The organism is Pseudomonas peradeniyensis (genome assembly GCF_014268935.2).
In the GTDB taxonomy this organism is placed as follows: Bacteria; Pseudomonadota; Gammaproteobacteria; order Pseudomonadales; family Pseudomonadaceae; genus Aquipseudomonas; species Aquipseudomonas peradeniyensis.
The window spans coordinates 531,769-545,128 of the sequence record NZ_JABWRJ020000003.1; the positions used below are offsets into that span (position 1 = coordinate 531,769).

The following is a 13,360-nucleotide window of genomic DNA, read 5'->3' on the forward strand; positions in this document are numbered from 1 at the left end:
TGGAAAGTGACAGGGGTCTTTTGAAAAATATCTGACAGGGTTGGTGCCAGCGACGCTCAGCGCTGAATCGCCTTGGCTTCTTCGCGGGTAAACCCGCGAAGGGCGACACACGATGCTTATCTGGCGGAGACGGTTACCCACCACGGCGTATGCCGCTCGATCTTCACCGGCAGCGCCGGCTGCAGCGAGGCCAGGGCCAGGTCGGTGTCGGTCAGTGGGAAGCTGCCGCTCACACGCAGGTCGGCGACTTCGTCGCTGACCCCCAGATGACCGCTGCGGTATTGGCCTAGCGCGGCCACCAGGTCGGCCAGGCGCACGTTGTCCACCACCAGCATGCCGCGGGTCCAGGCATCGCTGCCGACCGCCACGGAACCGATCCGGCCCAGGCCGTCGGCGCTCATCAGCACCTGCTGGCCTTCGCGCAGCACCTGCTCGTCGCCACTGTTCTGCGGCTTGGCGGCCACCGAGGCCTGCAGTACCTCCAGGCGCGTGCCGGCTTCCTCGCGCTTGACCAGGAAGCGCGTGCCCAGCGGGCGCAGACGGCCATCCTCGGTGCGCACCAGCAGCGGACGGCTGTCCTTGTGGCCGGTTTCCACCGAGATCTCGCCGCGATGCAGCACGATCAGCCGCTGCTCGCCCCGGAAGTCGATATCCACCGCGCTCTGGCTGTTCAGGCTCAGCAAGGTGCCGTCCTCCAGGCGCAGGGTGCGCAGCTCGCCGGTACCGGTGCGCTGGTCGGCCAGCCAGTAGGTCGGCGACAGGGTCGGCGCTGCGGCCCAGGCAAGCAGGCCGCCGAGCAGCAGCATGCCGGCCAGGCCGCCAAGGCGCTGGCGCAGCCCGGCCCGTGATTGCAGCAGGGTGTGGCGCACCGGGCCGGCGGCGACGCCGACGCGCTGGTCGAGCATGCCCAGTTGCAGCCAGGCGCGGGCGTGCTCCTCGTGGGCGGCGTGCCAGCGCATGAATTCGTTGCGTTCGTCCGGGGTACCGCTACCTTCGTCCAGGCACAGCTTCCAGGCGATGGCCGCCTCCAGCACCTGGCTGGAGACCGGGGCGTGGTTCATGTCGGCTCTCCGTAAAGGGCGACATAGCACTGGCGCAGGCCCTGGGCGAGGTACTGGCGCACGCGCGACACCGACACTCCGAGGCGCTCGGCGATTTCGGCGTGGCCCAGGCCGTCCAGGCGGTTGTACAGGAAGGCCGCGCGGGCCTTGCTCGACAGCTTGCCCAGCAGGCGGTCGATGGCCTTGAGGTCCTCGAGGATCAGGTGCTGCTGCTCGGGCGACGGGTGTTCGGCCTCGGGCAGCAGGGCCAGTTCCGCGAGGTAGGCCTGCTCGAGGGCGGCGCGGCGGAAGTGGTCGAACAACAGGCCCTTGGCCACGGCGACCAGGAACGCGCGGGGTTCGCGGGGGGCGTCCAGGCGCTCGCGACCGAGCAGGCGCACGAAGGTGTCCTGGCTCAGGTCTTCGGCGCGCTGACGGCAGGCGGTGCTGCGCTGCAACCAGGCCAGCAGCCAGGTGCGATGGTCGCGATACAGCGCTCCGACCAGCTCGGCATGTGGACTGTGCGCAGGCGTCAAGAAGCGATCCCCGGGAAAGAATGCGTTAACTAACGATAATTATTCGCGATTGTGGCAGAGGCGGGGGTGGTGGCGCAATTGACGCTTATCGGATTGCCAGCATGGCAGGGAGACTTCGAGGGCCTCATCGCGGGGCAAGTCGGGTCGCCGCGATAAACGTCAAAGGCTGTGATGGTGCGCCTTGCGCCGTCGCCACTGGCGTACCCGCTGCTCCAGCTGCAGCGGGCTGTCCAGTTGCTGGCGCCGAGCTTGGCTGAACAGGATCAGCGCCAGCTCCGCGGTCACCTGGGCATCGGCGCTGGCATGGTGGCGGGCCTGGACTTCGAGGCCGAAGCGGGCGATCCAGTCGTCCAGCCCGGCTTCACGCAGCACGGTGTCGGGGTTGAGCAGCGGCGCCAGTTCTGCCAGGTCGAGGAACAGATGCTGCAGGCGCAGGCCCAGGCTGTCCTTCAGCGCCCGGGCCAGCATGCGCTGGTCGAACGGGGCGTGGAACGCCAGTACCGGGCTGTCGCCAATGAAGTCCATAAGGTCGAGCAGCGCCTCGGCCGGGTCGCTGCCGGCGGCCAGGGCGCTGGGGCCCAGGCCGTGGATCAACACGCTGGCGTTGGTCTTCTGCGCGGGCCGGTGCAGGGTGCGTTCGAACGGGCGACCCAGGGCGATGGCGCCGTCCTCGATGGCCACCGCGCCGATCGACAGCACCTGGTCGCGATTGAGGTTCAGGCCGCTGGTTTCCAGGTCCAGCACCACCCAGCGCTGTTCACGCAACGAGCACACGCCCAGTGGCGCCGGCCCTGGCAGCGCGGCCAGGCGTCGGCGCAGCGGGGCGTCGAGTTCGGGGGCGGCGGGGCGCCACCAGGCAAACAGGTTCACAGCTGGTACCGCAGGGCCAGGCTGCTTTGCAGGCGCTGGGCCTGACGCAGGGACTCGCGCAGGATGCGCCGGTCCAGGTGGTTGAGGCTGTCCGGGTCGAGCCGGTTGGAGTAGGGCAGGTTCTCGCGGGTCTGGCGCTGGTGCTGCTGCATGCGGGTCTGCTGGATGAAGTGGTAGGCCTCTTCATAGGCGGCGCCGTCGAGCGGGTCGATGATGCCCTTGGCGATCAGCTGGCGCAGGCGCTCCAGGGTGTTGCAGGCGCTGATGCCATGGGCCAGGGCCAGCAGCCTGGCGCCATCGACGAACGGGGTCAGGCCCTGCACCTTGAGATCGAGGGTGGCGGCCTTGTCGTCCCCCTGGCGGGTCAGCACGAACTCGCGCAGGCGCCCGACCGGTGGCCGTTGGCGCAGGGCGTTGTCGGCCAGCATGCGCTGGAATATACGGTTGTCGGCGACCTGCTCCAGCAGGCCCTGGCGCAGCTGTTCGCAGCCTTGCTCGTCGCCCCAGACCACGCGCAGGTCGAAGTAGATGCTCGAGCCCAGCAGGTTCTCTGGGCTCGCCTCGCGCACGAAGCCGGCGAAGCGCCGTGCCCATTCGCTGCGCGACAGGCACAGCTCGGGGTTGCCGGCCATCACATTGCCCTTGCACAGGGTGAAGCCGCACTGGGCCAGGTTGTGGTTGACCTGTTGGGCCAGCGGCAGCAGCCGGGCGCGGATGGCCTCGGCCTCGACGGCGTCGCGGGCCTCGAAGAGGATGCCGTTGTCCTGGTCGGTGTGCAGCGTCTGCTCGCGGCGGCCTTCGCTGCCGAAGCACAGCCAGCTGAATGGCACGCCCGGGTCGCCGCGCTCGGCGATGGCCAGCTCGATCACCCGGCACACGGTATGGTCATTGAGCAGGGTGATGATCTGGGTGATCTGGGTCGAGGACGCGCCGTGGGCGAGCATGCGCTCGACCAGCTGGCCGATCTCGCCGCGCAGCGACACCAGGCTGTCCAGGCGTGGCGCATGGCGGATGGTGCGGGCCAGGTGCACCAGGTCGACACGCTGCAGGGAGAACAGGTCGCGTTCGGAGATCACCCCGCACAGGCGCTGGTTGTCCACCAGGCAGACGTGGGCGATGTGCCGCTCGGTCATGGCCATGGCGGCATCGAAGGCGCTGGCCTGGGGGCTCAGGTGGAACGGCCGGACGGTCATGTAGCGTTCGATCGGCGCGGTCAGTTCGGCACTGGCGTCGGCCACCACCTGGCGCAGGTCACGCAGGGTGAAGATGCCGAGGGGATGGCGCTGGCCATCGACGATGATGATGCTGCCGACCTGCTGCTCGTGCATCAGCCCCACGGCCTCGCGCAGCGGCGTGTCCGGCGCGCACACCACCGGATGGCGCAGCGCCAGTTCGCCCAGCGGGGTGTTCAGCGAGTACTGGGTGCCCAGGGTTTCCACGGCGCGCTGGCGCACCTGCTGGTTGACCTGGTCGAGCAGGCTGCTGACCCCGCGCAGGGCGAAGTCGCGGAACACCTCGGACATGGAGAACACGCGGATGAACGCGGCCTTGTCCAGTTGCAGGCAGAAGGTGTCCTCGCCGGCCAGGTGCTCGGTGCGGGTGGCCCGCTCGCCGAGCAATGCCGCCAGCGGGAAGCATTCGCCGCTGGCGATCTCGAAAGTGGTCTCGGTGCCCGGCTTGGTGACATGGTGGCGCTCGCCGACCACGCGGCCCTGCTTGACGATGTAGAAGTGCTCGACCGGGCCGTCGGCAGGCTTGATGATGCTTTCGCCGGCCGCGTGGAAACGCAGCTGGCACTGCTCCACCAGGTAGGCCAGGTGGTTGTGCTCCATCTGGTTGAACGGCGGGAAACGCTGCAGGAATTGCAGGGTGCCCTGGATGTTTTGCAGCACTGCTGTTCTGCCCGCCTGGCTGTAGGCGTCCTTTTTGCTCATGGAACCGACCGCGATAAGTATGTCTGCATATGTAGCGCAGACCTTGTTGTTCTAGGGCTCCATGGTCGGACGACGGCTCTGCGGTGCCCATTGGACGTAAGTCTATAAGGCGCGACGGACGTTTCGCTGCTTGTCCTGGGTGTCAAATAGCCGACGAAAGGCAGTTTGCATGCGGGGGCTTTGCGGTCTGAACTTGAATAACGGGGTTTTTTTGACGAGACGACCATGGCAGAGCATGACGACATCCTGAGCGACGCCGAGCGAGAGGCGTTGGCCGTGGTGAGTGCACCCGTCGCGCCCAGGCCCGTGGTGCTGGTGGTGGACGACAATTCGGTGAGCAGACAAGCATTGTGCCTGTATCTGCAGAGCCATCAGATCGACTGCATGGAGGCTGATGGAACTGAGGAGGCGCTGTTCAAACTGCATTACCAGTCGCGTATCGCACTGATGATTACCGACCTGCGCATGAAACCTCTGGATGGCCAGAAACTTATCGAGGAGGTGCATAAGACGGAACGGGCTGCTCTTCCTATCATCGTCGTCTCTGGCGACACCGATGTGAAGGAAGCGGTGGACGTGATGCATCTGGGGGTGGTGGACTTCCTGCTCAAGCCGGTGGACCTGGACAGGTTGCTGGAGTTGGTGAGGAGGGAGTTGCGAATAGGGCAGGGCTGAAAACGATCGCGGGGCAAGCCCGCTCCCACGCCAGTCCAGCGTGGGAGTGGGCTTGCCCCGCGATGCGTTGCAGGTGGCTTAAAGCCCGTTGCGCGCCTTGAACTCGCGACGACGACGGTGCAGCACCGGCTCGGTGTAGCCGTTCGGCTGCTTGGCGCCTTCGACCACCAGCTCCACGGCGGCCTGGAACGCGATGTTGTCATCGAAGTTCGGCGCCATCGGGCGGTACAGGGCGTCGCCGGCGTTCTGCTTGTCGACCACCGCGGCCATGCGCTTGAGGCTTTCCAGCACCTGCTCCTGGGTGACTACGCCATGGCGCAGCCAGTTGGCCAGCAGCTGGGCCGAGATGCGCAGGGTGGCGCGGTCTTCCATCAGGCCGACATCGTTGATGTCCGGCACTTTCGAGCAACCCACGCCCTGGTCGATCCAGCGCACCACGTAGCCGAGAATGCCCTGGGCATTGTTGTCCAGCTCGTTGCGGATCTCGTCGGCCGACCAGTTGGTGTCGGCGGCCAGCGGGATGGTCAGGATGTCGTCGACCGAGGCCGGGGTGCGCGAAGCCAGCTCGCGCTGACGCGCCTGCACATCGACCTTGTGGTAGTGCAGGGCGTGCAGGGTGGCGGCAGTCGGCGACGGTACCCAGGCGGTGTTGGCGCCGGCCAGCGGGTGGGCGATCTTCTGCTCGAGCATGGCGGCCATCAGGTCGGGCATGGCCCACATGCCCTTGCCGATCTGCGCGCGGCCCTGCAGGCCGGTGGCCAGGCCGACGTCGACGTTGTTGTTTTCGTAGGCGCCGATCCACTTCTCGTTCTTCATGGCGCCCTTGCGCACCACGGCGCCGGCTTCCATGGAGGTGTGGATCTCGTCACCGGTGCGGTCGAGGAAGCCGGTGTTGATGAACACCACGCGCTCGGCGGCGGCCTTGATGCAAGACTTGAGGTTGACCGTGGTGCGGCGCTCCTCGTCCATGATGCCGACCTTGACGGTGTTGCGCTTCATGCCCAGCAGGTCTTCGACGCGGCTGAAGATCTCGGCGGCGAAGGCCACTTCCTCCGGGCCGTGCATCTTCGGCTTGACGATGTACACGCTGCCGCTGCGGGTGTTCTTGCGGCTGGTGTTGCCGTTGAGGTTGTGCAGGGCGATCAGGTTGGTGAACAGACCGTCCTGGATGCCCTCGGGGATCTCGTTGCCCTGGGCGTCGAGGATCGCCGGGTTGGTCATCAGGTGACCGACGTTGCGCACGAACAGCAGCGAGCGACCGTGCAGGGTGACGCTGCCACCGTTGGGCGCGGCGTACTCGCGGTCCGGGTTCATGGTGCGGGTGAAGGTCTTGCCGCCCTTGTTCACGCTCTCGGCCAGGTCGCCTTTCATCAGGCCCAGCCAGTTGCGATAGACGACTACTTTGTCGTCGGCGTCGACAGCGGCGACCGAGTCTTCGCAGTCCATGATGGTGGTCAGCGCCGATTCCATCAGGATGTCCTTCACGCCGGCGGCGTCGGTGCTGCCGACCGGGGTGCTGGCGTCGACCTGGATCTCGAAGTGCAGGCCGTTGTGCTTGAGCAGCACGGCGGTCGGGGCCTTGGCATCACCATGGAAGCCGATCAGCTGGGCGTCGTCGCGCAGGCCGCTGTTGCTGCCGCCCTTGAGGGCGACAACGAGCTTGCCGCCTTCGATGCGGTAGCCGGTGGAGTCGACGTGGGAGCCGGCGGCCAGTGGCGCGGCTTCGTCGAGGAAGGCACGGGCGAAGGCGATGACCTTGTCGCCACGCAGCTTGTTGTACCCCTGGCCTTTCTCGGCGCCGCCTTCATCGCTGATGACATCGGTGCCGTAGAGGGCGTCGTACAGCGAACCCCAGCGAGCGTTGGCGGCGTTCAGGGCGAAGCGGGCGTTCATCACCGGCACCACCAGCTGCGGGCCGGCCATGACGGCGATTTCTTCATCGACGTTCTGCGTGGTGGCCTGGAAGTCCTCGGCCTGCGGCAGCAGGTAGCCGATTTCCCCGAGGAACGCCTTGTACGCCGCGGCGTCGTGGGCCTGGCCCTTGCGTGCCTGGTGCCAGGCGTCGATCTTCGCTTGCAGCTCGTCACGCTTGGCGAGCAGGGCTTTGTTCTTGGGAGCGAGGTCGTTGATGATCTTCTCGGCACCGGCCCAGAACTGCTCGGCGTTGATGCCGGTCCCCGGAATGGCTTCGTTGTTGACGAAGTCGAACAGGACCTTGGCGACCTGAAGGCCACCGACTTGAACGTATCCAGTCATTGCTTGCCTCACCTCTGCTCAGCTATTTCGCTTTCGCTCTTCTGTATTAAGCCTGTAGCGCTTCTCTAAACACGGCACCAGTGCATGCCCGCGTGCTCCGGGGGCGGCTGGGTGCGGCTCGCCAGACGGGCCGGCGGGCGGTTGGCGTATTTTCACAGGCGCCTTGGCAGACATCGAAACGACGTTTTGTAGTCCGCGTCGGCGCATACTACATGAAGCAGCAGGCAGGTGAACATCAGACTAAAAGCGTCGCTCTGCGACCGGTTGGTCGCATGGGGTCACGCTGGGAGACGCCATGTTCGCAAAAAACAGGTGGATTGTTCCAGATAAATCTTGAAACAGTACACGATTGATTGCCGTGACTGTCCTGCGGCAGGTTGCCGCGCCTTGCCTATACTGATTCGATCCCCGTATTCCGGTCGCCTGGGGCGGCCTTCGCAGACGAATGAAGGAGTGGCCCGTGGACCATCTCGTACTCACCGTGATCGCCCCGGACAAGGCCGGGCAGGTCGAACGTATCGCCCAGTGCATCGCCGATCACAATGGCAACTGGCTGGAAAGCCGCATGTCGCGCATGGCCGGGCAGTTCGCCGGGATCCTGCGGGTGGCGGTGCCGGCGGAGAACTACGCCGAGCTGGTCGAGTCGCTGCAGAAACTGGGTGACCACGGCATCCGTGTACTCATTGCCGAAAGCGGGATCGAGCCGTCCTGCACCTGGAAACCGATCGCCATGGAGCTGGTGGGCAACGACCGGCCGGGTATCGTCCGTGATATCACCCGCTTGCTGGCGGAGCAAGGGGTGAACGTGGAGCGCCTGAGCACCGAGGTGCGGCCGGCACCGATGAGCAGCGAGCCGCTGTTCCATGCCGATGCGTTGCTGGCGTTGCCGTTGACTTTGTCGCTGGACGATCTGCAGGCGCGACTGGAGAGCCTGGCGGATGATTTGATGGTGGAGTTGCGGTTGCGGCCTGAGGAGTGATTGAAGATCGCCGGGGCGCGAAGCGGCCCTGAGGTGGTTATCCCGATTTTGCGGGGAAGCCCCTGTGGATAAGCTGGGGGCGCTACGCTGGAGGCCAGTAACAGCAGGGCCTGGCGAGATTTGAGCAAAAAACGTCCACTATTCAGTAGCTTGTGCACAAACGGCGGGGACGAGGGTGTGGATAACCTTTGGAGCGCTTGCTACAGGCCACGTCCCCCGTGGCCTGTAGTAATATGATCATTTTTTGATCAGGTGCGCTTGCGCAAACTCAGCCAGGCATCGACGCTGTAGACAGCCAGCCCTGCCCAGATAAAGGCGAACGCCACCAAGGTGCTCGACGACAGGTGTTCGTCGAACAGCAGCACCGCCTGCAGCAGCACCAGGGTCGGTGCCAGGTACTGCAGGAAGCCCAGCGTGGTATAGGGCAGGTGGCGTGCAGCGGCGTTGAAGCACACCAGCGGCACCAGCGTCACCGGGCCGGCGGCGATCAGCCACAGCGCTTCGCTGCTGCTGAAGAACTCAGGGCTGGCGCTGCTGGCCGTCGGGTGCAGCAGCAACCAGCCGATGGCAATGGGCACCAGCATCCAGGTCTCGACCACCAGCCCTGGCAGCGCCGCCACCGGTGCCTGCTTGCGGATCAAGCCATAGAAGCCGAACGACAGCGCCAGCGCCAGCGACACCCAGGGCAGGCTGCCGACCTGCCACACCTGCTGCGCTACGCCCAGGGCCGCGAGGGCCACCGCCAGCCATTGCAGGCGGCGCAGGCGCTCGCCGAGCAGCAGCATGCCCAGCAGCACGTTGATCAGCGGGTTGATGTAGTAGCCCAGGCTGGCCTCGAGCATGCGCCCATTGTTCACCGCCCACACGTAGGTCAGCCAGTTGCCGGCGATCAGCGCGCCGCTGAGCGCGAGGATCGCCAGGCGCCGTGGGTTGTCGCGTAGTTCGCGCCACCAGCCGGGGTGTTTCCACACCAGCAGCAGGAGCGAGCCGAACAGCGCCGACCAGAGCACGCGGTGGACGATGATCTCCACCGCCGGAACGCTCTGGATCGCTTTGAAGTACAGGGGGAACAGGCCCCAGATGATGTAGGCGCCGAGGCCCAGGAGGTACCCGCGGCGCGGGTTGGCGGCGTGCATGCAGAATCCTTGCTTAGGTAGCTAAATAAAGCGACGCCTATTGTAGACAGAGCGCGGCCTGTAGCTAGTGCCCTTTCTCTGAAATACGTGGTCTTTTGGCAAGTGGCTTGGAGGTTCGGCCAAGGCACTTGCCTGAAGCGAGGAGCTTGTTGCCGAGACCTAGAACAATTTCAACGGTTGTTCATCGAGCGCGGCGATCTGCTCGCGCAGGGCGAGGATCTGGTCGCCCCAGTAGCGCGGCTGGCCGAACCAGGGGAAGCTCGGCGGGAACGCCGGATCGTCCCAGCGCCGCGCCAGCCAGGCGCTGTAGTGCAACTGGCGCAGGGCGCGCAGCGGCTCGATCAGGGCCAGCTCACGCGGGTCGAAGTCGTGGAATTCGTTGTAGCCGTCGATCAGTTCGGCCAGCTGGCCGAGCCGCTCTTCGCGGCTGCCGGCGAGCATCATCCACAGGTCCTGGACGGCCGGGCCCATGCGGCAGTCGTCGAGGTCGACCACGTGGTAGACGTCGTCACGGTGCATCAGGTTGCCGGGGTGCAGGTCGCCGTGCAGGCGGATCAGCTGGTGCGGGGTGCGGGCGTAGATATCCTCGACCCGCTTGAGCAGGTCGCGGGCCACCGATTCATAGGCCGGCAGCAGCTCGCGGGGCACGAAATTGCCGTCGAGCAAGGTCTTGAGCGAGGCGTGGCCAAAGTTGTCCACAGCCAGGGCTTCGCGGTGTTCGAAGGGTTTGCTCGCGCCTACCGCGTGCAGGCGCCCGAGCAGCTGCCCGAGGCGATAGAGCTGGTCGAGGTTGCCCGGCTCCGGGGCATGGCCGCCACGGCGGGGGAACAGGGTGAAGCGAAAACCCTGGTGCTCGAACAGGGAGCGATCTTCGTGCAGCAGTGGCGCCACCACGGGTACTTCGCACTCGGCCAGCTCGCGGGTGAAGGCGTGCTCCTCGAGGATCGCCGCGTCGCTCCAGCGCTCAGGGCGATAGAACTTGGCGATCAGCGGCTGCGCGTCCTCGATGCCCACCTGGTAGACGCGGTTCTCGTAGCTGTTGAGCGCCAGCACCCGTGCGTCGCTGAGAAAGCCGAGGCTTTCCACGGCGTCCAGCACGAGGTCGGGGGTGAGGGTGTCGAAGGGGTGGGACATGAAAGGCTCCGGTCGCTGGGACTGCGGCCTGCATGTTACCCCAAACCCTGGGCCAAGCCGGCCTTTGCTGGAGCAGGCTTCGCGGCCAGACTAGACCGGCACCCCCAGCAACACGAACGACGGATGAAACTGTACCCGCAGGGCGCTCCCCGGCTGGACCTGCTGCAGCTCCAGCCAGGCCGCCTCGGCGATGGCGCACAAGGTCTGGCCATTGCCCAGCGCCAGGCGCACTTCGCCCGGCCCACCCTCTTCGATCAGCACCTCCTCGACCTTGGCCTTCAGGCAGTTGCTCCCAGGCTCCGGCGTCTCATCCGCGCCCAGCAACCGTACCCAGCCGGCCTTGAGCAGCGCCACCACCGTCCCCCCCAACGCCAGCTCCAGCCGCTCGGTGCTGCCCCGGGTGATCAAGGCCTCGATCTCCAGCCCGCCGCCCAGGTCCAGGCTGATGCGATCATGCCGGCCTTCGCGGCGCAGCCCGCTGATCCGTCCCTGCAACTGGTTGCGCGCACTGGTGCGCAGCATCAGGCGGCCGAGCAGGTCGAGGTCGCTGCTGTCCTCGGCGGACTCGAGGATCTCCGCCTGCAGTGCCTGCAGGCGCTGGTACAGGCGCAGCACCCGCTCGCCTTCGGCGGAGAGCCGTGCGCCACCGCCGCCGCGGCCGCCGGTGCTGCGTTCCACCAGGGGCTGCGCCGCCAGGTTGTTGAGTTCGTCGATGGCGTCCCAGGCGGCCTTGTAGCTGATGCCGGCGGCCTTGGCGGCGCGGGTGATTGAGCCCTGTTCGGCGACATGCTGCAACAGGGCGATGCGCTGTGGACGACGGACGATGTGCTGGGTGAGCAGGGCAGGCAGGGACATGGGCGGGCATCGGGTGTGGTGTAGGTCCCGCGACGTTGCCGCCGTCACCGGGGCAAGTCAAGCCTGGCCCGGCCTGGGCGTGCGCGCCAGGCAGTAGATGTCGACCCGCCGGGCGCCGGCCTGGCGTAGCAGTCGGGCGATGGCCTGGGCGGTCGCCCCGGTGGTCAGCACGTCATCGACCAGTGCCAGGTGCACGCCATCGAGCTCGCTGCCGGGGGCAAGGGCGAAGGCCTGGCGCAGGTTGCGTTGCCGGGCCCGGGCGCCGAGGGCCTGCTGCGCCGGGGTATCGCGCACACGCTGGAGCAGGCGCTCGTCACAGGGCAGGCGCAGTTGCCTGGCGAGCCAGCGGGCGAGCATCGCCGCCTGGTTGAAGCCGCGCTGGCGCAGTCGACGCCTGGCCAGCGGCACGGGCAACAGGCGGTCGGGGCGTGGCAGGCCTTCGTCGTAGTGGTGCATCAGGCTGTGGCTGAGCAACTGCGCCAATAATCGCCCCAGCGGCCACTGGCTGTTGTGCTTGAAACGGCTGATCAGGGTGTCGATGGGAAACCCGTAATGCCAGGGCGCGATCACTCGGCTGAATGCGGGAGGGCGGCGGCTGCAACCACCGCAGAGAAGGCCGTCGATGGCCAGGGGCAGCGCGCAACGGCGGCACTGCTCGTCCAGCCAGGGCAGTGCCTGCTCGCAGGCGCTGCACAAGGGATAGGGCTGCTCGGCAAGCTCGTCGCAGAGCAAACAGCACTGATCGTTATTTGTACAGATGTAAACCAGTGTGTTCTTAATTGGTTGACAGTGCATGAGGCCTTCCGTAACTATGCGAGCTATCCGTGATGCGCTGGTGGGTTTTCCTGTCCCGGCGTCAGTCAGACCATAGATAAGGAAACGCCGATGAGCGCCAGCGCAATTGCAACCACACGTCACGATTGGTCCCTGGCCGAGGTCAAGGCCCTGTTCCAGCAGCCGTTCAACGACCTGCTGTTCCAGGCCCAGACCATGCACCGCGCGCACTTCGACCCAAATCGCGTGCAGGTTTCCACGCTGCTGTCGATCAAGACCGGCGCCTGCCCGGAAGATTGCAAATATTGTCCGCAGTCCGGTCACTACAACACCGGGCTGGAAAAACAGAAGCTGATGGAAGTGCAGAAGGTGCTGGAAGAGGCCGCCCGGGCCAAGGCCATCGGTTCGACCCGCTTCTGCATGGGCGCGGCGTGGAAGCACCCGTCGGCCAAGGACATGCCCTACGTGCTGGAGATGGTCAAAGGGGTCAAGGCCATGGGCCTGGAAACCTGCATGACCCTCGGCAAGCTCGACCAGGAGCAGACCCAGGCCCTGGCCCAGGCCGGCCTGGACTACTACAACCACAACCTCGACACCTCGCCGGAGTTCTACGGCAGCATCATCACCACCCGCACCTACAGCGAGCGCCTGCAGACCCTGGCTTACGTGCGCGATGCCGGCATGAAGATCTGCTCCGGCGGCATCCTCGGCATGGGCGAGTCGCTGGACGACCGCGCCGGCCTGTTGATCCAGCTGGCCAACCTGCCCGAGCACCCGGAATCGGTGCCGATCAACATGCTGGTCAAGGTCGCCGGCACGCCGCTGGCCGATGAAGAGGACGTCGATCCGTTCGACTTCATCCGCATGCTGGCCGTGGCCCGGATCCTCATGCCCAAGTCCCATGTGCGCCTGTCGGCCGGTCGCGAGCAGATGAACGAGCAGATGCAGGCCCTGGCGTTCATGGCCGGCGCCAACTCGATCTTCTACGGCGAGAAACTGCTGACCACCGGCAACCCGCAGGCCGACAAGGACATGCAGCTGTTCGCCCGCCTCGGTATCCAGCCGGAAGCCCGTGAAGAGCACGCCGACGAGGTGCACCAGGCCGCCATCGAGCAGGCGCTGGTCGAGCAGCGTAGCAGCGAGTTGTTCTACGACGCAGCCTCGGCCTGAG

General features: G+C 66.2%; 12 protein-coding genes. 3 read left to right on the top strand and 9 right to left on the bottom strand.

Annotated elements, in window-relative coordinates; translation table 11 throughout:
• Nucleotides 1–116: 116 nt before the first annotated feature.
• The 4 genes from HU751_RS17265 to HU751_RS17280 form a co-directional block, all read right to left on the bottom strand.
• A complete protein-coding gene (locus tag HU751_RS17265) occupies nt 117–1,061 on the bottom strand; it encodes a FecR domain-containing protein (RefSeq protein WP_186731717.1) in 945 nt (314 codons plus the stop codon).
• Nucleotides 1,058–1,576, bottom strand: coding sequence for an RNA polymerase sigma factor (locus HU751_RS17270; RefSeq protein ID WP_186712646.1), 519 nt, complete (start codon nt 1,574–1,576; stop codon nt 1,058–1,060). Before HU751_RS17270 ends, HU751_RS17265 begins: the two co-directional genes overlap by 4 nt.
• Before the next feature lie 159 nt (nt 1,577–1,735).
• Entirely contained in the window at nt 1,736–2,446 is a 711-nt protein-coding gene (locus HU751_RS17275; RefSeq protein WP_186731716.1) for a 3'-5' exonuclease, read from the bottom strand.
• Nucleotides 2,443–4,380, bottom strand: a complete 1,938-nt coding sequence (locus HU751_RS17280) for a DUF294 nucleotidyltransferase-like domain-containing protein (RefSeq protein ID WP_186731715.1) — start codon at nt 4,378–4,380, stop codon at nt 2,443–2,445. The genes HU751_RS17275 and HU751_RS17280 overlap by 4 nt, the downstream gene beginning before the upstream one ends.
• Before the next feature lie 225 nt (nt 4,381–4,605).
• Between HU751_RS17280 and HU751_RS17285 the strand changes: the two genes are divergently transcribed.
• Complete coding sequence (locus tag HU751_RS17285; RefSeq protein ID WP_186731714.1) at nt 4,606–5,055, top strand: response regulator; 450 nt, start codon at nt 4,606–4,608, stop codon at nt 5,053–5,055.
• Nucleotides 5,056–5,133: 78 nt separating this feature from the next.
• Here the strand turns inward: HU751_RS17285 and HU751_RS17290 are convergent, their stop codons facing one another.
• Nucleotides 5,134–7,311: a malate synthase G gene (locus HU751_RS17290; protein ID WP_186731713.1), complete on the bottom strand. Its 2,178-nt coding sequence runs from the start codon at nt 7,309–7,311 to the stop codon at nt 5,134–5,136.
• Nucleotides 7,312–7,771: 460 nt separating this feature from the next.
• Here HU751_RS17290 and HU751_RS17295 point away from each other — a divergent pair, with 460 nt between their 5' ends.
• Entirely contained in the window at nt 7,772–8,290 is a 519-nt protein-coding gene (locus tag HU751_RS17295) for a glycine cleavage system transcriptional repressor (protein WP_050703473.1), read from the top strand.
• A gap of 248 nt (nt 8,291–8,538) precedes the next feature.
• On the opposite strand, the gene rarD is transcribed toward HU751_RS17295, so the two are convergent.
• The 4 genes from rarD to HU751_RS17315 all read right to left on the bottom strand — a co-directional run bounded on the left by rarD (nt 8,539) and on the right by HU751_RS17315 (nt 12,210).
• Entirely contained in the window at nt 8,539–9,426 is an 888-nt protein-coding gene (rarD, locus tag HU751_RS17300; protein ID WP_186731712.1) for an EamA family transporter RarD, read from the bottom strand.
• A gap of 159 nt (nt 9,427–9,585) precedes the next feature.
• Nucleotides 9,586–10,560 carry a serine/threonine protein kinase gene (locus HU751_RS17305; protein ID WP_186731711.1) on the bottom strand — a complete coding sequence of 325 codons (975 nt, stop codon included), beginning with the start codon at nt 10,558–10,560 and terminating at the stop codon, nt 9,586–9,588.
• Between the two features lie 90 nt (nt 10,561–10,650).
• Nucleotides 10,651–11,415 (bottom strand): TOBE domain-containing protein, encoded by a 765-nt coding sequence (locus tag HU751_RS17310; protein WP_186731710.1) that lies wholly within the window; start codon nt 11,413–11,415, stop codon nt 10,651–10,653.
• Between the two features lie 57 nt (nt 11,416–11,472).
• Nucleotides 11,473–12,210: a ComFC family protein gene (locus HU751_RS17315; protein WP_186731709.1), complete on the bottom strand. Its 738-nt coding sequence runs from the start codon at nt 12,208–12,210 to the stop codon at nt 11,473–11,475.
• A 90-nt stretch (nt 12,211–12,300) separates the two neighbouring features.
• On the opposite strand from HU751_RS17315, the gene bioB reads away from it, so the two are divergent.
• Entirely contained in the window at nt 12,301–13,359 is a 1,059-nt protein-coding gene (gene bioB / locus HU751_RS17320) for a biotin synthase BioB (RefSeq protein ID WP_050703478.1), read from the top strand.
• Nucleotide 13,360: the final 1 nt, after the last annotated feature.